General features: G+C 42.0%; 20 protein-coding genes. 2 read left to right on the top strand and 18 right to left on the bottom strand.

Features of this window, described 5'->3' with window-relative positions; translation table 11 throughout:
- The 17 genes from AC4E96_RS11190 to AC4E96_RS11110 form a co-directional block, all read right to left on the bottom strand.
- On the bottom strand, positions 1 to 321 hold the full coding sequence (locus AC4E96_RS11190) for a hypothetical protein (protein ID WP_490255873.1): 321 nt from the start codon (positions 319 to 321) through the stop codon (positions 1 to 3).
- 6 nt (positions 322 to 327) lie between these two features.
- On the bottom strand, positions 328 to 3,129 hold the full coding sequence (pulA, locus tag AC4E96_RS11185; protein WP_490255872.1) for a pullulanase-type alpha-1,6-glucosidase: 2,802 nt from the start codon (positions 3,127 to 3,129) through the stop codon (positions 328 to 330).
- Between the two features lie 24 nt (positions 3,130 to 3,153).
- Positions 3,154 to 4,137: a 23S rRNA (adenine(1618)-N(6))-methyltransferase RlmF gene (gene rlmF, locus AC4E96_RS11180; protein ID WP_488033913.1), complete on the bottom strand. Its 984-nt coding sequence runs from the start codon at positions 4,135 to 4,137 to the stop codon at positions 3,154 to 3,156.
- Positions 4,138 to 4,145: 8 nt separating this feature from the next.
- Positions 4,146 to 4,757, bottom strand: coding sequence for a carbonic anhydrase (locus tag AC4E96_RS11175; protein ID WP_488033912.1), 612 nt, complete (start codon positions 4,755 to 4,757; stop codon positions 4,146 to 4,148).
- A 49-nt stretch (positions 4,758 to 4,806) separates the two neighbouring features.
- Positions 4,807 to 5,982 (bottom strand): 5-(carboxyamino)imidazole ribonucleotide synthase, encoded by a 1,176-nt coding sequence (locus AC4E96_RS11170; RefSeq protein WP_490255871.1) that lies wholly within the window; start codon positions 5,980 to 5,982, stop codon positions 4,807 to 4,809.
- 15 nt (positions 5,983 to 5,997) lie between these two features.
- Entirely contained in the window at positions 5,998 to 6,483 is a 486-nt protein-coding gene (purE, locus tag AC4E96_RS11165) for a 5-(carboxyamino)imidazole ribonucleotide mutase (protein ID WP_490255870.1), read from the bottom strand.
- Between the two features lie 261 nt (positions 6,484 to 6,744).
- Positions 6,745 to 7,587, bottom strand: a complete 843-nt coding sequence (locus AC4E96_RS11160; protein WP_488033909.1) for a mechanosensitive ion channel family protein — start codon at positions 7,585 to 7,587, stop codon at positions 6,745 to 6,747.
- 195 nt (positions 7,588 to 7,782) lie between these two features.
- Positions 7,783 to 9,030 (bottom strand): class I SAM-dependent methyltransferase, encoded by a 1,248-nt coding sequence (locus tag AC4E96_RS11155; protein ID WP_490255869.1) that lies wholly within the window; start codon positions 9,028 to 9,030, stop codon positions 7,783 to 7,785.
- Between the two features lie 38 nt (positions 9,031 to 9,068).
- Positions 9,069 to 9,992, bottom strand: a complete 924-nt coding sequence (locus AC4E96_RS11150; protein WP_490255868.1) for a DUF1365 domain-containing protein — start codon at positions 9,990 to 9,992, stop codon at positions 9,069 to 9,071.
- Between the two features lie 11 nt (positions 9,993 to 10,003).
- On the bottom strand, positions 10,004 to 11,254 hold the full coding sequence (locus AC4E96_RS11145) for an NAD(P)/FAD-dependent oxidoreductase (protein ID WP_490255867.1): 1,251 nt from the start codon (positions 11,252 to 11,254) through the stop codon (positions 10,004 to 10,006).
- An 86-nt stretch (positions 11,255 to 11,340) separates the two neighbouring features.
- Positions 11,341 to 12,072 carry an SDR family NAD(P)-dependent oxidoreductase gene (locus AC4E96_RS11140; protein WP_488033905.1) on the bottom strand — a complete coding sequence of 244 codons (732 nt, stop codon included), beginning with the start codon at positions 12,070 to 12,072 and terminating at the stop codon, positions 11,341 to 11,343.
- Positions 12,073 to 12,123: 51 nt separating this feature from the next.
- Positions 12,124 to 12,594 carry a nuclear transport factor 2 family protein gene (locus AC4E96_RS11135; RefSeq protein ID WP_488033904.1) on the bottom strand — a complete coding sequence of 157 codons (471 nt, stop codon included), beginning with the start codon at positions 12,592 to 12,594 and terminating at the stop codon, positions 12,124 to 12,126.
- Positions 12,591 to 14,039: a deoxyribodipyrimidine photo-lyase gene (gene phrB / locus AC4E96_RS11130; RefSeq protein WP_490255866.1), complete on the bottom strand. Its 1,449-nt coding sequence runs from the start codon at positions 14,037 to 14,039 to the stop codon at positions 12,591 to 12,593. Before phrB ends, AC4E96_RS11135 begins: the two co-directional genes overlap by 4 nt.
- Entirely contained in the window at positions 14,039 to 14,989 is a 951-nt protein-coding gene (locus AC4E96_RS11125) for a YbgA family protein (protein ID WP_490255865.1), read from the bottom strand. The genes phrB and AC4E96_RS11125 overlap by 1 nt, the downstream gene beginning before the upstream one ends.
- Before the next feature lie 163 nt (positions 14,990 to 15,152).
- Positions 15,153 to 15,887 (bottom strand): ChrR family anti-sigma-E factor, encoded by a 735-nt coding sequence (locus AC4E96_RS11120; RefSeq protein WP_490255864.1) that lies wholly within the window; start codon positions 15,885 to 15,887, stop codon positions 15,153 to 15,155.
- Positions 15,880 to 16,455, bottom strand: a complete 576-nt coding sequence (locus tag AC4E96_RS11115) for a sigma-70 family RNA polymerase sigma factor (protein ID WP_490255863.1) — start codon at positions 16,453 to 16,455, stop codon at positions 15,880 to 15,882. Before AC4E96_RS11115 ends, AC4E96_RS11120 begins: the two co-directional genes overlap by 8 nt.
- A gap of 158 nt (positions 16,456 to 16,613) precedes the next feature.
- A complete protein-coding gene (locus AC4E96_RS11110) occupies positions 16,614 to 17,195 on the bottom strand; it encodes an LON peptidase substrate-binding domain-containing protein (protein WP_490255862.1) in 582 nt (193 codons plus the stop codon).
- A gap of 200 nt (positions 17,196 to 17,395) precedes the next feature.
- Here AC4E96_RS11110 and AC4E96_RS11105 point away from each other — a divergent pair, with 200 nt between their 5' ends.
- Together AC4E96_RS11105 and AC4E96_RS11100 are read left to right on the top strand one after the other, a co-directional pair.
- Positions 17,396 to 17,989 carry an NAD(P)H-dependent oxidoreductase gene (locus AC4E96_RS11105; protein ID WP_488033898.1) on the top strand — a complete coding sequence of 198 codons (594 nt, stop codon included), beginning with the start codon at positions 17,396 to 17,398 and terminating at the stop codon, positions 17,987 to 17,989.
- Complete coding sequence (locus AC4E96_RS11100) at positions 17,989 to 19,845, top strand: monovalent cation:proton antiporter-2 (CPA2) family protein (protein ID WP_488033897.1); 1,857 nt, start codon at positions 17,989 to 17,991, stop codon at positions 19,843 to 19,845. The genes AC4E96_RS11105 and AC4E96_RS11100 overlap by 1 nt, the downstream gene beginning before the upstream one ends.
- 102 nt (positions 19,846 to 19,947) lie before the next feature.
- Here AC4E96_RS11100 and AC4E96_RS11095 read toward each other — a convergent pair whose 3' ends face one another.
- Entirely contained in the window at positions 19,948 to 21,132 is a 1,185-nt protein-coding gene (locus AC4E96_RS11095; RefSeq protein WP_490255861.1) for a hypothetical protein, read from the bottom strand.
- Between the last annotated feature and the right edge of the window lie 204 nt (positions 21,133 to 21,336).

Genomic DNA, 21,336 nt, shown 5'->3' with positions numbered 1-21,336 from the left:
TTACTTTTCGCTGTCTATAGAGTCAATAGAAAGGTCTACTTTGTGCTTTTTGCAATAAGCCAAAAATACAGGGATTTCTATCGCACCAAAGGTGACGAGGGTAAACCAAAACCAATTTACATGAGTAATCAGTAAGTTAAACTCTTGACCGGTCCCCCAAAATTTAGCGCCGACGACCGCCAGCACGAACCCAGAAACAAACAAGTCATAAAATGTAATCTTATTGAAACTATTACCGGCAATTTTAGGGTAAATAGAGCCATAGGCAAAAAGTACGACGATGACATTTAATAATATGATCGAGAGTTCGGCTGACAGCATAATTTATTATTCCTTAACAAAAACAGCGGTCGTTAGAGGTGGTATTACAAACCCTTCCTCAGAAGACTCAGAACGCTTAACAATTTCATCCACACCGTCGGCTAAGACTGGGTGTAACTCATAGTCACTGCCATCGGCACGGAACGTTTGCGTTCTATCATCATTATTGAAGATAACCACGATAGATTCGTAGTTAGGGTCCAAATCGTTCACGCCATCGTCTGATAGGTGCATGACAATTAAACCTCGTTGACTAAGTACATCTGGGTTTAAGAAGCTTACGTGTTCCTTTACTTGCTCCGAAGTACGAAGTCTAAATAAAGGAGAGCCTGTTCTAATTTTAATAAACTCTTGGAACTTGGCTGACGCAAACTGGATGTGTTCAGAAGTAACCTTGTCACGACCTTCATTTTTGGTCAATACGCTAGATACCACAGGCCAGTTATCACCGTCCTTCTCAGCTGGTGGCAAGCCGACATTGTAGTTGTTGGTTTGGTATGAAAAGTCGACTTTGTTAAACCAGTCACCATAGTCATAGCTGTCACGTAAGAATGACTTTGAACGTAATAATTCTGAGCCCATGTGAATAAATGGAATACCTTGAGCAAACATTGGGTATGACAACGAAAGTAGTTGCATTCTTACTCGTTCATCCGTTGTCGCGTCATGCTTAATACGGTATTGATTGTTATCCCATAAAGTTTGGTTGTCGTGCTTAGATACGTAGTTAACTGTATCAGCAGGGTCTAGTGCATAACCTGCTGGACCACCACCGTAAGGTACATCTTTACCTTTTACTGCGATCCCAAAGGTATTGATGAATTTAAAGTCGACTAGGTTAGCGGCTAAGCCTAGCTTAACCTGGTCCATAGACTTTAAGTATTCTTCAATTTGCAGATAGTTGTTTTGAAGGTCATTTGGTACAACGGTTAAGCCGTTTCCTATACCTTGGTCATGGCGAAGACCGAATGCGCCCGTTTGGAAATTACCACCACGGATGGCATCGCGAAGCCTGTCAGTAAAGGTACCAATTTCTGTTCCGGCTAACTCAGTTTGTGACGCTTGAATAAATTGGCGGTTGTTTGCTACTTCACCAAAGTTCCAACCTTCACCATAAAAGTAAGTGTCTTCGTCAACGCGTTTTACCGCTTCACGAGCCTCTAGCATCGCTTGTTTTGGCTGATGACCCATCAAGTCAAAACGGAAACCGTCGATCTTGTACTCTTTCGCCCACGTCACCAGTGAGTCGGTCATCAATTTGGCCATCATGGCATTTTCAGTTGCGGTATTGTCACAACAGGTAGACATCTCTAGCTGGTTTGTGACCGGGTCATAACGGTGGTAATAGTTAGGTACGATTTTGTCTAATACTGACTTTTCTGCGACACCAGAAGCAAAGGTATGGTTGTAAACAACGTCCATGATGACTCTAAAGCCTTGGTTGTGCAGTGACATCACCATTTCTCTAAACTCAACAATACGGCTAACGCCGTCTGGATTTACCGCGTAGCTACCCTCTGGCACTGTGTAATGATACGGATCGTAACCCCAGTTGTAGTTATCATAGCCACGGATTTTTTCCATCAAGTCTTGTGCTTGTGAACCCATAGGATCATAGCTTGCCAGTAATGACTGTAATGTATGTTGTGAAGCGTCAATTTGATTACAAACATCTAAGTCTTTTACCAAGTCGCACACTTTACTCATTGAGTCATTGATATCGATAGCTTGGCTTGGATCTTCGTTGATGGTCGATAAATCGTAAGTTGGTAATAGGTGAACCGTATTTAAACCCGCGTCTCTTAGCTTTAACAGATGCGTCATACCGTCACTGTTGGTTTCACTGAACGCTTTGTATTTACCGCGATATGTAACGTCACTTAACTTTGTATCAAAGGCACTAAAGTCGCGAATATGTGACTCATATAAAATTAAATCTTCAGGTGCTTCGACAGTCGGAATGGTGTGACTGTCCCAGCCTTTTGGCTTAGCTTTATTATCGCTCAAGTTAACAACTTGTGAGTACTTACTGTTTACCGAGAGGCTAAGGGAGTATGGGTCTGTAGTGACTAATTTCTCAAACTGCTCGGTACGTGGATGAAAAACGTTGACTTGATACTGGTAGAAGTCATAAGGCTGAGCTTGGTCAGTAGAAAGCGTCCAAATACCGGTTTTTGTGTCTTCGATTAATTCAATAGGCCCCGATTTAGCTGACTTGTCTTGATTGTATAAAGTGACATAAACACTGCTCGCTGTTGGTGCCCATAAACTAAATTGAACATCGCCATCACTTTTAATTGTCGCGCCCAGTGCGGTGTATTCATCGGCATCATTTGCACCAGAGGTGTACAAATGGTCAATGACCGCTGCGTGCTGAATAAAGGCTTGATTTACCGTTTCACCGTCTCGTTTTAAGACGATTTGGTTGTGGCCTTTTAATTTTTGTTTGATGTCATTAGCACTAATAGAATCAGCAAAAGAGTAAGCGACAAAGTCTTTTAAATGGGGGCGTTGTGTTGCGATTTCGCTTGGTAATGACGCAACACTTAGGCTAACTTGCTCTTTGCGGCCGTCTTGATACTCAGTGACCAACAATACGTCATGTGCGTTAAATGTGTTTGAAAGTAAAACAAGATTGGTATCAATCCAATGTGCCCCAAGAGAAGATGACTGAACACTTTTTGTTTGGTTGGCTTCATTAGACGTAGATTGCTCATTTGAAGTAGGCTTGTCGCTTGGCTGACAGCCAGCCAATACGGCGCTGGCAATGAGAGTCAGACCGGCAAAACGTTTAAATTGATTTGTCATATTGATTCCATTAATTGATATAAGCTATTCAAAAAAGGTCGAACGATGATGGGCTGGGATAAACGTCCAAGCAATAAAACGGCTTATTTTACTTCCTTGGCCCATTTCTATAATTTTTATACTTTCAGGAGCGACGGATTCGACACATTTTTGAATGGTTTTTAGACTGTCTTTTTTAGAGACTAAACTGGAAAACCATAACACTTGCTCTTGATAGTTAACACTTTCCTTAATCATATTACATACGAATTCAACCTCTCCACCATCACACCAAAGCTCCGACTGCTGGCCACCAAAATTCAACTTTTTAGTTTGGCCTTTAATTGAGCTTGCCATTTGGCTAGCGCGTTTGGTTTGGTTTTTGGCTAAGTTTCGTTGTTTTTGCTCACTTCCTTTACTCGCCTCTTCAGCACTTTTGTGAAAAGGTGGGTTACACATGGTAAAAGCGAGCCTGTGATCTTTTTGAATGATGCCATCAAAGTAGTGTGTGGCATTACTTTGAGCAATCAACTTGACGTCTTTTTTTAATAAATTATTACTTTGGATTAATGTTTTGGCACATTGCACCGACATCGGGTTCAGCTCGGATGCCAGAAAAGACCATTTGTATTCGTATCGACCAATAATGGGGTAAATGAGGTTGGCACCCGTGCCCACATCAATGCCTTTGACTTTGCGACCAGTTGGTATTTCACCGTTATTATCACTCGCCAAAAGATCAGCGATATGATGGATATAGTCAGCGCGACCGGGTACTGGCGGACACAAAAACGGCTCAGGTAATTGCCAAAACTGTAATCCATAATAGGCGAGTAGTAATGCACGATTCAGCTCTTTGACGGCACTTGCGTCACTAAAGTTAATGGTTTGATGAGAAGAAGCTTTGGGTTTGTCTAGCGTAATAATGTGGGGAATCAGGTCGGGATTGGCTTTGCTTAATTCGTCAAATCGATAAGCAACGCCATCAATAACTTGATGGCGATTTCTTGGATGTAACTGTGGTTTCATTAATAGGCTTATTTTACGTTAACAAACTCACCACTTTGTTCGTCATACACTTCAACGTTACCGGTTTTGATGTCGTACATCCAACCGTGTACTTGAACTTCTTTGCCGTTTAAGCGAGAAAAAACAGAAGGGTGCGTTTTTAAGTGGTTCATTTGTAAAATGATATTTTGTTTAGTGACTTCATCTAAATGCTCGTCATTTAAACATTCGTGTTTGTGCTCAACGGCTTCTTTTGCAGCACGACAATGGTCAATCCAAACCTTAACGTGTGGTAACGAGTTAACGTTTTCTGGCGCCATCGCTGCTTTCATAGCGCCGCAGGAGCTATGACCACAAATAATGATATGTTTTACCCCTAATACCGACACAGCATATTCAATCGAAGCTGTCATGCCGCCCGTCTCGTGTGAGTGAGGCGGTACTATGTTCCCTGCGTTACGGCAGATAAATAGTTCACCAGGGTTTGACTGAGTGATCAAATTTGGGTCAATTCGAGAATCCGAACAGGTGATAAATAAGACATCGGGATCTTGTACGTCCGCTAAAGCTTCAAACCGTTCTTTGTGAATCGGATATACTTCCTCTTGAAACTTTTTAACACCGTGTATTAGTTTGTCCATCGTGTTGCAGAACCCTTTAGTTAAAATTTAAAGACGTTGTCTAAGCCTTTTATTCTTCTATTAATGGGGCAAGGTTTTTGGCTAATCCCTCAGGGATAAATGCTTTCACTTGCTTAACGGTTTTTAGAAGTTCTTCTGTAGTTTGGCCGACAATATTTATATGACCCATCTTGCGTTTAGGTCGAACCGATTTATCGTACCAATGTAAGTGAACATTTGGCACTGAAAACAGGTCTGCTTTCGGTCGCGCAAAGCCCACATAATTGATCATAGCGACCGGAGATAGCACCTGAGTAAGGCCTAAAGGGAAGCCTGCAACAGCTCTAATGTGGTTTTCAAATTGACTTGTTGTACTGCCTTGTTGGGTCCAATGACCAGAGTTGTGAACACGTGGAGCAATCTCATTAACTAATAGTCCACCATCAACTTCAAAGAACTCAATGGCCAATACCCCACAATAATCGAGTTTGTCAGCGATCTTTTTGTACGCCGTTTCGGCTGATGTTTGTAGCTCAGTTGAAACTTCCGGTGCTGGTGCGATGGATAAAACCAACTGACCATCACTGTGGTGGTTCTCTGTTAATGGATAAAACAGGTGGTTGCCATTTTTATCTGTCACGCCGATTAAAGACAATTCGCGTTTAAAGTTAATGCACTTCTCTGCAACCAAAGGCATCTGCGCAAAGTTATGCTCAGCCAGTTCGCTCTGAATACGAGTAAAGTCATCGTCTGAAAAAATACGCCATTGACCGTAACCGTCATAGCCATCTCGGCTGGTTTTGAGAATGATACGCTCGCCCAGCGTCTCGCGTGCTTGGTGTAAATCGTCGAGCTCTCTAACAATAACGTGCTGGCAGTTATCAATATTTAGGCCACTTAATAACTGCTTTTCGACAATCCTATCGGCACCAGCAGCAATGGCTTTAGCGTTAGGTAAAAACTTTCCAGTGGCTTCTGCTTTTGTAACTAAATCTTCAGGTAAGTGTTCAAATTCAGAAGTAATGGCGCTTGCTTTGGCAAATGCCTCGTCGAGAGAAATAGGCAGGACAGACTTATCGACAGGGTGAACACATTGTTTGCTGTTTGCGTTTACCGCGATGATGTTTAACCCGAGTTGCGTTGCCTCTAGGTACATCATTCGAGCTAATTGCCCGTGTCCTAATACAACAATTAAATCTGATTCGTGTTTTACAATGGATGTATCTTGAAAGAAGGACTGGGCCATTGGATTTCCGTTTAGTTAAAAGTCTAACTTATGATTCTCTAATACGTCTTGAGTTTGTTCTGCTCTAAACGCTTTGATTTTTTCTGCGACCTTTTGATCTTGGAGGCCGATAATTTGGGCCGCTAATAATCCAGCGTTTGCTGCCCCGGCTTCGCCAATGGCTAAAGTGCCTACCGCGACGCCTTTGGGCATTTGTACAATTGAGTATAGCGAGTCTACACCACTTAGCTTGCTGGACTTCACTGGAACGCCAAGAACGGGAAGGTGTGTGTAAGCAGCAATCATACCTGGTAAATGCGCTGCACCACCAGCCCCTGCGATGATGACTTGGTAGCCATTGTCGGCGGCTGATTCTGAAAATGATTGGAGAAGGTGAGGAGTGCGGTGAGCAGAGACGACTTCTGCGTGATAGTCGATGCCAAATCGATTTAACATTTCAGCGGCATGTTTCATAGTTGGGCCATCGGACTGCGAGCCCATGACGATTGCAACTCTTTTCATCGTTTTCTCTTTATAGTCAAAGCGCTTAAATTGCACGGCATTTTAACAAAGGTCTCCAAAGAGATCATTATGCAATTTAAGAAGTGGGCTAAAAATAAATGTGTTACGTAGAATATCTACTAAATTACCAATAAGGCTCTAAATTTGATGATAGTTAAAGGGAAGACGACGTGCAGTATGGTTCGAGGACAACCATGAGTCCGATAGACAGTACTCCTGTTAATCTCTCTTTATATGTAACCTAGCACCGACTGAGTAATATCATTCGGTGCATTTTACCACTTCTTCCTGCTCAGCTGCTTTCTTGGCAGCAAAATAAGCGTCATAAAATTCTTTATTCAGAGCTTGTTCTAATTTTTTAGCTTTGCTCGTTGGGCAAAAAATAGTGAATAAGAATTGGGTTTTACCTATGTCGGTAGATTGCACACGAATAGAAGGAGCGGGACCTGCTATTTGTACTCCTAATCGGTTTTCAATCAGCTTATTGTAACGTTCGGCGACATCGGCAAATGTCATGCAAAGCTCTTGAGCTTTTTGCTCAAGCGTAGCAACAATCTGATGAGGGTTGATTTCCATACATTCAACAACGATAGAAAAGCTATGATTTGTATAGCGCTTCATATAGTTCATGTTTTTGATGGGTAACGTCATCAACTGGTTGTTTGGCAAAAAGATAGTCTTACCCGTATAAGAATAGGTTTCTGAGTTGATTTCTAGCACCGTTACTTTGGCCCAGTCAGTAGCGGCCACTTCACCAAAGTTGTGATTAGTTTGAATCCAGTCACCGACTCTAAATGGATTAGTACTGCTAATATATAAAAAGCCAATGAAACACTGAATGAGTTCACGTGTGGCAAGAACAATAGCGACCACAAATGCTGCAATGGACAGAGCAAAGTTTTGAAGTTCGTTGCTCCACAACATTAACAAGGCGATAACGGTGATCATATTGATGGCGTTTTTGGCCGTATTAATATGAATGCGTTTATCCGTACTCTTTGAGTTAGAGTTGCGGTTGATGAGCTTTATAAAAGCGAGTTTGGCAAGCCAAGCAAGGCCAACAAGTAAGAGGGTAAAAAGCAGCTGGCTGTTTAATGTGCTCACAGAATTGTTTCTCTAAAATTAAGCATTAACTTGATTTGAATATAGGCGAGACTACCACGCAAAATCAAACTCACAAATTAAAACTTCTAAAAATGGAAAAAGAAGCCGAAGCTTCTTTTTCTCATTTAAATAGTGTGGGTGACCCGTCGTTAAATAACGAGACACTTTGTGTCGAATTACCCTTTGGTAAAAGGGCTATTTACGAGCGACAAAATGAACTGTGCTGGTGGCACGTTGTAAAAACGCACCTTCGCAGTAACACAAGTAATAATTCCACAAACGTCTAAATTTGTCGTCAAACCCAAACTGTGTGAGTTCCGGCCAGCTTTCATTAAACTTCTCTCGCCAATGCTGCAGGGTACGTGCGTAATCCAAACCAATATCATGAAGTTCGTGGAGTACCATTTGCGTATCTTTGCGCAGGTGATTGGTCATTTTTTCAATACTTGGCAGACAGCCGCCAGGGAAGATATAACGCTGAATAAAATCGACATTGTTTTTGTAGTGTTCAAATCGTTGGTCAGCAATGGTTATTGCTTGAATCAGCATCTTACCATTGGTTTTAAGTAAGGCGTTACACTTGGCAAAAAACTCACTGTAGAACTCAAAACCCACCGCTTCAATCATTTCGATGGAAACAAGTTTGTCGTATTCGCCAGTTAAGTTTCGGTAGTCTTCTTTTAGTAGAGTAATCTTGTCTTCTAGGCCCAAGGACTTAATACGATTTTGAGCGTATTCGTATTGAGCGTCTGAAATGGTCGTTGTTGTAACATGACAGCCGTAGTTACTTGCCGCGTAGATAGCTAAGCCACCCCAGCCACTGCCTATTTCGACCACTCGGTCTGTTGCTTTAAGCTCAAGTCGCTCACAAATAAGGTGCAATTTGTTCTTTTGCGCAGCGGTTAAATCGGTTGCTGTGTCGCTGTAGATCGCCGACGAGTACATCATTTCGGGATCAAGAAAACGAGTATATAGCTCATTACCTAAGTCATAATGGGCAAGAATGTTATTTTTGGAGCCGCTTTTACTGTTTTTATTGCGCTTGTGAAACAGGCTGTTTTTAATTTTAGTCAACCATGAGGTGTGTTTTTCTAGCTCATCGAGCTGTTGCTGGCAAACGGCAAAAACTTCAATCAGACGAGTCAAATTTGGGCTAGACCATTGGTTTTCTATGTAGGCCTCTGCAGCCCCGATACTCCCACCCGTGGCAAAAGTTTTATACACATTTGGATCTAAAATATTGATCTGTGCTTGCAGCTCGGCTTGAGGGTCACCAAATACTGTTGGCTCTCCATTGTTAATGTTGTTATCAACAATCGTAAGTCCCACACCGTTTAAACGATTCAAAACAGAGAAAACCACTTTTTGATATAAATTAGCGGCAATGCTTACTTTCGTACTATTTGTTTTGTTATCACCTAACGAAGAGGCCGTCTTTTCCATCATAAATCCTTAGTAAAGGTGTTTCGTACACCTTGCTTTCAATGTTTTACTGTTGCTTTATTCTCTTGCTGTAACTTAGCCTCAGGGCTTTTTACTCCAGGGTGACCAATAAAAGGCACCCGCTTAGCAAAAAGCTTTAATGCTTGCCAATAAATGGCGCTACTTATTTTTACGGTCATCATCGGAACACTGATCAATAACTTAAGTAAGTTTTGATTGCTGAGTGTCTGTTTTTTAAGCACCATAGTGGCATCAAATACTTTGTATTGCGAGAAGGAATTTTGTTGCGCCGATAGGCCTGAATCACCTTTGTAGTGCTGTTCTTCACCCGACTGTTTCCAGTTTTCTATATGGACGTTAAGGTGCTTGCCTGGCGGCTTTATTTTCCACTTATAGTTCATGTCCATCGGCATAAAAGGTGAAACGTGAAAAGCCTTTGGGTTTTCATGTTGCTTGCTTGAAGCCGTATTGACTAGGTAGTAGTGCTTTTCATTCCACGGGGTATTACTTACTTCTGCAAGCATGACTACAGAGTCTTCAGGGTTACTGTCTTTTGGATAACAGAAATACAGATTGATCGGGCTAAAATAGACACCAAAACATCGAGCCTGAGTCACCATTACTACTTTGTGTTCGTGATGAGAAACAGACGGCACATGAAAGTGCTGTTGTGGTGCTAACTCATTTACTTTATCAATGACACAAGACTTTATTTGTTGAGGCTGACTGTCAGTCGACTCCGCACTTTTACTGTTAAAGTGGTCTTTGTTGGATATTTTGAAAGGGTGATACCATCGAGCACCCAATAAGAATAATTTACTGAATAAAGTGTCTGCCTCGTCTAAGTCCAGAGCAAACATATACAAGCTATAACCAAAATTATGCACTTTAGGACTAAAACGCCTGTGCCTGACGTGCCCTTTATATATTCCGCTGATGGTTTGTGATTCGCTCGCTTTCATATTCGACTCACTTACAGGGGGCAACCAAATCGAAGACCGACATCTACTGCGCTTTTTACACCGTCTTCATGAAAGCCGTTGTACCAGTATGCACCAACGTAATGAGTTCGGTTTTTACCACAAATTAATGAGCGCTCTTTTTGAGCCTGTTGTGACTCGGTGCTAAATACCGGGTGAGCGTAATTAAATGAGCGTAATATTTTAGACTTATCAATATCTTGAGTTTTGTTCAATGTGACGCAGAATGTCGTTTTTGACTCAAGGCCTTGTAATATATTCATATTATAAGTCAGTGTAGCCAGTGCATCTTGGTCTGCTGAAAGTAGGTAATTCCAGCTCGCCCAAGCCTTGCGACGTTTGGGCAGCATGGCTGTGTCGGTGTGTAAGACCACTTCATTGTTAACATAAGGTAGGCGACCCAACACGCTTTTTTCTTGGTCGGTTGGCTCCTCTAACATTTTTAGCGCTTGGTCTGAGTGACAGGCAAAGACAACCTCATCGAAAACCTGAATTTGGCCGTCTGCAAAATGCAGCTCGACATGGTCCTCGAAGCGTTTGACTTTAACCACTGGCATGTTGAGCTCAATAGGGTGTTTGAGCTTGCCTACTAAAGGCTTGATGTAACTTCTTGAACCGCCGGGAATGACATACCACTGTGGCCTGTCTTGAATATTCAGTAGGCCGTGGTTGTAAAAAAACTGAATAAAGAACTTCAACTCAAACTGCTTTACCTGATTAAGGCTTGAAGACCAAATTGCTGCGGCCATCGGTAAAATGTAGTTTTGTGCAAAATAGTCGTTGTAACCGTTCTGGTCTAAAAACTGACCTAGATTGATATTGTCGATGGTGTCGGCTTCGTACAAGCTTTTACACTGTTTGTTGAACCTCAGGATCTGTTTTATCAAGGACCAAAAGCTAGGGTTGAGAAGATTACTGCGCTGAGCAAACAAGGTATCTAAATTATTGCCGTTGTACTCCAAGCCAGTAATTGAATTGAGCACACTAAAACTCATCTCTGTCGGTTGTTTTTTTATGTTTAGCTGCTCGAGTAAAGTTAAAAAGTTTGGGTAGGTTTTGTCATTAAAAACGATGAAACCAGTATCAATGGCGAGCGCTTCTCCGTTGTGTTCAACATCAATGGTCGCAGTATGACCGCCGATATAGTCATTCGCTTCAAATACATGGACATCGTGTTGCTTGTTTAATAAATACGCGGTCGTTAATCCCGAGATCCCTGACCCTATTACGGCAACTTTTTTCATTTATCTTCCTAAATATCAACCAGTTTGGTTGTCTTACTACATGTTATTGATTTGTTTTACTCAATAAGTTGGCTTATTGATCAATTTTATTGGTCTGACTTGAGCATTATCTTGCGCCACCACGTCGCAGGCAGCCATTGTGCGAACTTCAGTGACCATATCAGTCGTTTGGGAAACGCGATATGACGCTTTCTTTTACTCACGCCCTTGTATATTCGCTCGGCCGCTTCTTCGCTAGACATTAGAAACGGCATGTTAAAGTCGTTTTTGTCTGTGAGAGGCGTTTTGATAAAACCAGGTAAAACCAATGAAACGTCGATGTTTTGAGGCTGTAAATCGATGTACAGAGAATCGGCTAGGTAGGCAATTCCGGCTTTGGAAGCACCATAGGCTTGCGCTCTTGTAAAAGGGACCATAGAGGCAGAAGAGCCAACTAAAACCAGCTGTGCTGTATCAGTTTCACGATTTAACTGAGGTAGAACCTGCTGCAGCAAAGTTCCAACAGACGTTAAGTTGATGTCGATGACTCGTTTAAACAAATCTGCATCAAAGTGAAGCGGATCATCAATATATTCACAATCACCGGCATTAAAGATAGCGATATCAATGGGCTCTAGATTACCGAGTACAGCCTTAGTGTCACTGCTATCAAGCTGGTCAAATCTCAGCGGAATAATGCCACCGCGCTTGGATAGCTCATCAAGCTTTTCTTTATTGCGGCCACAGGCGTACACGCTGTAACCTTTGCTGGCATACAGCTCAGCAAGGCTTTTACCTATCCCTGAAGTTGCACCAGTGATCAGTACCTGTTTGCTCATCTTACACCTTGTTTTACCATAATTTTCAATGCGGTATGTATAAACTTTAGTCTATCCAGAGATTTTTTGCTTAATCAGTCTGATCACCGAACCTAAGATAGGTACGTGTTCATAGACCATGCTACCTACATCAAAATAGTCTCGTTGATAAATCACTTTGCCAGATGATTCTTTTAAAAGGCTGTGACCAATGACTTCTAGTGTTTCGCCCGCTTTTATTTTTTTGTGACTGAATTTCATTTCCCAATAAATAGCAGCTTGATTTCCTTCACAAACCACATTGGTAATATCGAACTGGCAATGATTCATGTTTTGATACAAACCAGCGAAATACTCGGTCAGTTTATCTAAGCCTTCAATCTTGTGTACAGGGTCGACAAATACTGTTTGAGGGTGATAAATATCACCCAGCAAATTAAGGTGACTGGCATCAAGAATGTTGTAGGTATCGACGTAACGAACCAACCACTCTGGTTGATTACCTAGTGAGTCACTCTCTGCACCGGTTGTTGTTTGTGTCATGAATTGGACGTCTCGCTGCTTTTGTAAAAGTCTAAGGCATTTTCTCGAGCCGTTTTATGGTCAACTATCGCTGGCCAATAGACATTTAATTTTTCTGACTTAATTACTTTGTGAGGAAAATGAATGTCTTTGTTTGAAAAACTATTCAGCTCCGGTAAAAACTTACGAATAAATTTACCTTCGGGATCAAACTTCTGACTTTGCGTAATCGGGTTAAATATCCGAAAGTATGGTTGCGCATCACAGCCTGTTCCTGCCGCCCATTGCCAACCACCATTGTTATTCGCTAAATCGTAGTCAATGAGGTGTTTGGCAAAAAACGCTTCGCCAATACGCCAGTCGATCAACAGGTGCTTGGTTAAAAAACTGGCCACTATCATTCGCAAGCGATTGTGCATCCATCCGGTTTGAACAAGCTGACGCATCGCGGCATCAACAATTGGGTAACCAGTTTTTCCTTCTGTCCACGCTTTATATAAAAACGGGTTATTGGGCCAATTTAAGGCATCGTACTTACTGTTAAAGTTTTTGTGTTTACAAAGTTCCGGATAATGGAATAGTAGGTGACGATAAAAGTCGCGCCAAATAATTTGGTTAAGCCAAGCAAATTCGGCAACATTTTGATTATCGAGAATGTTTGGTACATTGTGCATCAATTGATAAACCAAACGTTTTGGACTTACTGCGCCAATGGCTAAGTAAGGCGAAAGTTTTGATGTGCCGTTAATAGATGGAAAGTCACGGTCTTCCTCGTAACGGGCTATTTTCTGATAAAAATCAGGGACAAGCTCGGTTCTTAACTCTGTAACTAGCGGCCACTGAGACGAGTCCACTTTCGCTGCATTAAACTTGACCTTAACAGGTGATTCAATTTCTTTGGTGTGCTCAGATTCGTTTTTGTATTTTTCAATGGCTTGTTTGCTCTGGGCAATAACAAAGCCTTGGTTAATCACGACAGACAACCACTCTCGTTTGAAGGGCGTAAATACGCGATACATTTCGCCTTGTTTATTTTTTACATTGCCTTTTGCTGCGACTACGTCTGACTCAAAGCGCTTAAATGAAATTTCTAGGGCGTTGAGTTTGGCGTCAACGGCTTTGTCACGCTGAACTTCGTTAATTTCGAGCTCGTCATTAGCATATACCAAAGAAACTTTGTTATTCAGGCAATAATCAGCAATTAGGTCGGCCTGTTGTGCAAAGTCATCACATTCAAGTATTTCAAACTCGATACCTGAGGCGCTTAGTTTGTCGGCAAGTAGTTGAACGTGACGCTCGGCAAAGTCATTTTGAATTGGTGCTCGGTCGTGTTTTTCCCATTGTTGAGGGGTACTAACAAACAATGCACGAACTGGGACATTGTTTTGTAATGCATTTGCAATTGCCGCTTCAAGTCCTGGGTTGTCATCAAGGCGTAAGTCGTTTCGAAACCAAAATAAATTCATTAGAGACCGTACCTCAATTTTAAATCAGCCGGATAAGGGTCAAGGTAGCGTTGATTACCAATGTAGTCGTTTGGGTGAATTCGTTGATAATGCTTCAGCAAGGTTAATGGTGCCATCAGTGGTAATAAGCCTTCGCGATACTGTTCGATTTGTTCTGTCATTTCGGCTTTTTCTTCTTTGTCCATGTACTTACTGAAATAACCTTGTATATGCATTAAGGTATTGGCATGGGATTTACGGCTGGCAATTTTCTTTAACGCAGTCATGAACTTAACAATATATTCTTTGGCGATGCCTTCAACAGGTAGCTCGCTGGTGCCTAGAAAGTTACCGAGTTCCTTATAAACGGCTTGCGAATGACTCAATAACAAATACTTGTGGCGGGCGTGAAACTGCATAATGTTGTGTTTTGTTAATTCAGGCTCGACGTTTTTCTTCCAGTCATCGTAAGCAAAGACTCTAAGAACGAAGTTTTCTCTAATGTTTGGGTCGTTTAAGCGGCCATTTTCTTCACAGGGTAGCGCAGGGTTATTTTCCATGATTTGTTTGGCGAACATACCCACGCCCGTCATTTCGCTCCCGGTTGCTTTGTGATCTTCATCAATATGATAAATTTTTACCCGTTCCATACCGCAGCTTGGACTTTTTGCAGTAAAAATAAAGCCACTAATGTCTGTGTTGTTTTGGGCAACTTTCTGGCCATATTCAGCCAAATCATTTGTGACATCACCACTTCCATCTGGACGACAAACTTTAATGACACCGTCTTCAATGACTTGACGTATGGTAGGGCGTGGAATAGGAAGTCCAATGGCGACTTCCGGGCAAAACGTTTTAAACTCGACGTGGCGAGCCAATTCGTTCATGACAAAATTGGACTTTTTGTGACTCTTATCGAACCGAACTTCTTGGCCTGCCAAGCAAGCACTCAACCCTAATACTATGGACATTTATACTTTTCCTAATTGGGATCACATCTTGATTAGAATAGCGTACGCACACAAGAATGCACGAGATCAATGTCGTTGAATTGGCTGATTAATTTTTATTCTAGAAAAAAGCCACGGCAAAGGGATGGCCGTGGCAAGAGAACCAAAGTAGTGGGCTTTGGAATTAGTAAAGAAGACTTCCAATTGGATTAAATAACTTGTGGAACCCTTCTGTAAATTGTAACGCGTCGTCTGCAACGGTATAGCACAAACACCCTTTGTCAGTTCTTGGTTTGTGGTTATGTTCACCGTTTAATTCGATAAAGTCTCCAGCGACATACGTCCCCATCTCATCTTCGAAACTACCATCAAGAAGTAAGGTGATTTCAAAGCCTTTGTGAGTGTGTGTCGGCACTTCACCGCCTGCATCAATATGTAAAATGTGACTGTGAAGCGGACCTTCGTCTAAATTCAGACTACTTCGAGACAGCTTTCCTAGATTTAACCAGTTAGACATACGTACGTTGTTTAACGCTTTTGGTAACTCGTAGTGTTTACCATGAACTTTTATCAAAGAGCTGCGTTGTACGGCTTGCTCTGAGATTTCGTCATCAGCGGTGATCGCATCAATCATGTTGCCAAAATCCATCAGCATTACGTCATCACTGCTGCCTGTATTCTCGGCTGTCGCCGCTTCAAAAATGTCGTCTAACGCTTCTTTTGAAGGCTCTGCTGGCGAACTGTCTTTGGCCGCCAAAGAGAATTCCGTCGCTGCCAACTTTGACGTCAACTGCTGAACTTCATCCCGGCACTTTTCACACATATCACAGTGAATAGAAACACCGATTGCCATAGAAGCCGGTAGAGTCCCTGCAGCAAACGCTGTCAGTAATTGTTCACTAGGGTGATGTTTAATCATGGTCGGCTCCCAACTGCTGTTTCAACTTGGTTACGGCTAGTCGAATTCTTGATTTCACTGTACCTACAGGAATATTCAACTGCTTCGCTAATTCTTCGTGTGTTAATTGTTTAAAGTAAACGGCGGTCAACGCCTCTTGCTGATTCGGCGGCAACTTTTTGACAAGCTCGCTTAACTGTCTACTCATCAAGTGATCTTGAAACGGAATTTCTTCAGAAATTTGGTCTTCGATTGGCCAAATATCATCACTCAATGACTCTGCTTGCTGGGTTTTATTTTTACGCATCGCGTCGAAGATGACGTTTCTCATTACCGTATAAACCCACGTTGTTGCTGCGCCTTTTTCAGGCGAGAAAAGGTGAGCCTTTCGCCAAACTCTTGTCATGGTTTCTTGGGTGATATCAAAACCGGCAGCGTCGTTGTTCAACTTCTGGGCGGCAATTCGTTTAATCTTTGGTGCAAACCATTCAAACAGCTTTGCGAATGCTCGTTTGTCACGGTCGGCTGCAACGGCCATCAAGTAGTCGCTTAACTCAGCTGGCGCTCTATCGTCGCTAGAACTTTTCATACGTCTTGGATTTCCTGATGACGTGGTCCCGCTCGGTGCTGTGCTCGTGCTTTGCTGAAGATTCATGATATACCTCTATCGCGTACTTGAGATACATAACGTTGAACTCGGCTGGCTGGATCACTAAAAGTGTAAATTTTCTGCGTAAAGATTACCTTTTATTCAAAGACAATAGAACTTAAAAATTGGAATGCGCGCTTGAACGAATATGATTGCGCGAATACGTTTTGTTCTTGACGCTTTAGCGGTAAAAGCTCTAGCCAGCGTTGGCAAACCCAACGGGCGGATTCAAAATCAAACTTGTTGTAAAGCTCTGCAAGCTCTGAATGTTGGTCAAATACGACTTTTAAACTCTCTGTTAAGCGCTTGGCATCGTCAGAGTGAGCGAATTCAGCATCAATCGTTGCAGGGGGCCAGTGCTCAGTTGTCTGTGACACTTCGCCTCTTTTCAAGCCGTCATCTTCGATATCGAAGCTTGTTACTTCAACCATTTTTTTACATTCGACATCAATGTGCAATAAGCCGTCGTTTCCTTGTTCGAAATCAATAATGGTGACTAGACTTCCCCATTGGCACAATGGGTCATCTAGATTCGGCAAATTTTCATAGGGCAGGATTACGAAACCGGTCTCGCCTGCCGACTCTTTTACCAATCGTTTGTATCTCGGCTCGAATACTCGAAGCCTTGTTCGCCCACCAGGTAGCAGAAAAATAGGTAGGGGGAATAACGCTCGTTTCATAACACTCTCATTTATTTCACATTAATTTATGTTACGAAATTCGCCACAACGGCGATCAAGTTGAAATAAAATTATTTATGAGCATTAGACATAAAAAAGCCTTGAAAAACGCGAAATGGTAACAAAAAAGAGCTACAGTTAGTCTTGTCTCTTAGTAACTGTAATCCTTTATTTTTTTTATATAGGCTGAATACAAAACAATGCAAAATGTTTTACTGGTATTGGCACACCCAAATCTTGAACAATCAAAAATAAACCGGCATTTAATAGAGGTCGTTCGAACACACCCTTTTGTTAAAGTTCACGATTTGTATGAGGTATATCCTGATGGCGTGATTGATATTGAATCTGAGCAGCAGTTGCTATCTGAGTTTGATAATGTCGTTTTTCAGCATCCCTTTTATTGGTATAGCTGCCCGTCATTACTAAAAGAATGGTTCGATCTGGTTTTACAATATAATTACGCCTACGGCCCACAGGGTGATGCACTCAAAAATAAAAACTGGATGTCAGTGATAAGCACTGGCGGTGGTCAGCGAGCTTATTGCAAAACGGGTCACAACCGATTCACTATGGAACAGTTATTGGCACCGTATAATCAGACGGCACACTTGTGTCAGATGAATTACCTACCTCCTTTCATTATTCATGGTTCGCGAAAATTATTTGCTGCTCCAGAGCGTCTAACGGCAACAACCAACGCTTACATTGAAGTCTTACAACAATTAAATGCAGGTAAGCTTTTACCGAATGATGACGTTGATAACAGTAACCCGTTGGTAGGAGAAGAATAATGGAACATAACTTATTAGCAGACGCGGTGATGTATCTTCTGGCCGCGGTTGTCTCCGTTCCGATAGCTAAAAGGTTAGGTCTTGGTTCGGTTTTGGGTTATTTAGTCGCTGGTGTCATCATCGGACCTTACGTTCTCTCTTTTGTGAGTGATACAAAGGATGTCATGCATTTCGCTGAGTTTGGTGTGGTGTTAATGCTTTTCTTGATTGGTTTGGAGCTCAAGCCAAGCCTTTTGTATCGGATGCGCGTGCCAATTATCGGTAGTGGCGGTATGCAGGTGTTTTTATCCACATTGTTTATTACAGCAATCGCCATGGGCTTTGGTCTCGCGTGGCAACAGTCTTTGGCAATCGGCATGATTTTGGCTCTGAGCTCAACCGCGATCGCGCTACAAAGCTTACAAGAAAAAAACCAAATGAAATCCACTGCGGGTCAGGGCTCTTTTGCTGTTTTGTTATTTCAAGACATCGCCGTCATTCCTATTTTGGCTGTATTACCTTTACTTGCAACGTCCGATGTTTCGACCATGGCGGCTACTCCTGGTGAATTGCACGGCTGGCAAAAAGGGGCTGTATCGGCGTTGGTAATAGGCGGTATTATTTTTGGCGGCCGCTATTTAATGAACCCTATCTTTAGTTTTATTGCTCAAAGTCAACTTCGTGAAGTTTTCACCGCGACCGCTTTGTTGTTAGTGATTGCGGTGGCTTTGGCGATGCAATCAATCGGTTTGTCTCCTGCGTTAGGTACCTTCTTGGCAGGCGTTGTATTGGCTGAAAGTGATTATCGACATGAGTTAGAGAGCAACATCGAACCATTTAAAGGCTTATTACTCGGTCTGTTTTTTATTTCAGTTGGCGCGAGTATCGATTTTGGGATCTTTGCAAACAACCCAGCTTTAATTGTCTTTCTGACATTAGGATTAATGATTCTGAAGTTTTTGGTTCTGCAACTCGTCGGTCGCTTTTCGCCAATGGACAAAGCTGACCGCTATACGTTTTCGTTTGTTTTATCGCAAGCTGGAGAGTTTGCCTTCGTATTATTTGCGTTTGCATTAACGGTGAACTTGTTGCCACAAGATATTGTGTCGCAGCTAACTCTAGTTGTGGCGTTATCTATGTTGTTAACGCCATTGTTCTTAATATTAAATGACAAGCTGATTCAACCTAGATTTGCTAAAAAGCGAACGGTACCGACTTCAGATCCAATCTCGGAAGAAAATCGCGTCATTATTATCGGTTTTGGCCGATTTGGTCAGGCGGTTGGTCGATTACTCGCCGCCAACAAAATTGGTGCGACTATTTTGGACCATGACTCTAGTCAAATTGATATGGTACGTAAGTTTGGTTACAAGGTTTATTTTGGTGAAGGTGAGCGCCACGAACTATTGCACGCAGCCGGTGCCGAACACGCTGAGGTTATTGTAGTCGCCGTTGACGAGCCAGAGCGCAGCCTACGAATCATTAAGTCGATTCAAAGTCATTTTCCTCACGTTAAGATTTTGGCACGTGCCATTAACCGACCACATGCTACCGAGTTGATTAAAGCGGGAGTCGTGGACCTAGAACGAGAAACCCTAGCTGGTGGCCTGGAATTAGGCGCAAAGGTCATGCAAAAACTTGGCTGGCGTCACAATAGTGCTTGGCGAGCAAGTCGCTTATTCAAGAAACACGATGATGAAATGGTCGAGCAGTTAGCCACAATGGAAAACGATGAGAAAGTCTTTATTAATCACTCTCTCAAGACAAGGGATTTCATCAAACAAACACTTGAAGAAGATCAGCACTGGGAGCACGAAGTGGATGAGCACGCTTGGGAACGCCCAGGTTCTTTAAAAAAGAATAAACAAATGGACTAGTCTAGATAGGCTAAGTTCAGTAACGTAAAACCCAAGGTTAAAACGCCCCAGAAATCACACATTCACGAGCTGGGGCTTTTTATTATGTAAAGGTTATAACTACTAAGACTTAATTGGATTTACGCCAGGGCTATGACAGGCAATAACATTAAAATCGTAGCCGATATCCGCATCCTTGTTTTCTTTAACAATGAGTAGTTCGTAATCATTTAGCTCAACCACTCTTGTATCTTCAGGGTGTGCACAGCGAGAGTAAGAGTCCGCTTCATATAAGTAGATAAAGTTAGCAACAGAACGTTTAAGTAGTGACTTTACATCTGATTGGTTTTTCTTTAGCTCAGCAATAAATTCGTCTTCTATGAGTGTAGAGTTTGTTGAAGTTATAAGGGCTTGTGTTTCTAACGCTTCGATGGGCTTTTCGCTTGTATCTAACGGTACGCTGGTATTTGAGTTTTCATCCGTATTTAAAGTTGAAGCTTCAGTATTCCCTGAGTCTTCAGTTTGAATCTCATTTTTCTCTTCTACTGCTGCAAGTTTGACTTCTTTCTGTTGCATTTCATGGCTATGCACAAATCCTTCGAGTAAGCTCCCAACGATGGGCGAAGACTGTGTTACTAATCCACTTTTGACGCCATAAACGCCCATTACAGCAATTAAAATACATACCCAGACATAACGAACTAGGGCGGTACTGAACACGTATTTGTATTCTGGAGAGTGCCACAAACCTCTAATTCCAAAAGGCTTGAGTAAAAGTAAAAAGACCAAATAAGCGGGGACTAATAATTGAATAACCAATAGGGCAATTAGATTGGTGACTAAAAACCAAGTCGGGACCATTAAAACCAGTGCCCAGTTGTGAGAATAAGGAAGGCTGTCTGCACTGACGCCCGTTACTTCATTGACCAAACCACCCGAACTGGCTAAGGCAAAGTTGGCCAGTATGGCGTAAAAAACTAAAATAAAGGTTTTACCTAATAGAGACTCCCAAAGATGCAAAAACTTAGGCCAAAACTCTATTGTTAAACCAGCAACAATTATCCATGAAATCCAAGCCAGGGTGGAGAATTCAATCTCGTAGTCCAGCCACAAAAGACCAATTACTAATAAAGTCGCGGTAAAATAACAGCGCTGTGGGGTTGTCAATGAATGCCAAAAGGCGAGAATAGTGACCTGAAGCCATTGAAACCAAGCCTTAACTGCTGTGACTCGGTCCATTAGGTGTTGAGTCGGAAGAAATTGTTTTGCTTTTATAAGCTGGCGACGAGAGCGAAATGACAAATCCATGTTTTCTGTTTTTATTATTGTTTTGTATTTGCCTAGTATACATAGAAAAGAACAAAAAAAAGCCAGAAAAATGGCTTACAAGAGTACATATTATTGATTGGTTTTTGCTCATTTGATTCACAATAAACTACTCACTCGGTATTTATAAACAAAAACGGCTTTTGATAATGATTAAAAGACGTTACACTTAGCTTTACACCAATA

This window comes from Psychrosphaera sp., assembly GCF_982872775.1.
This window is presented reverse-complemented; position numbering and strand designations above follow the sequence as displayed.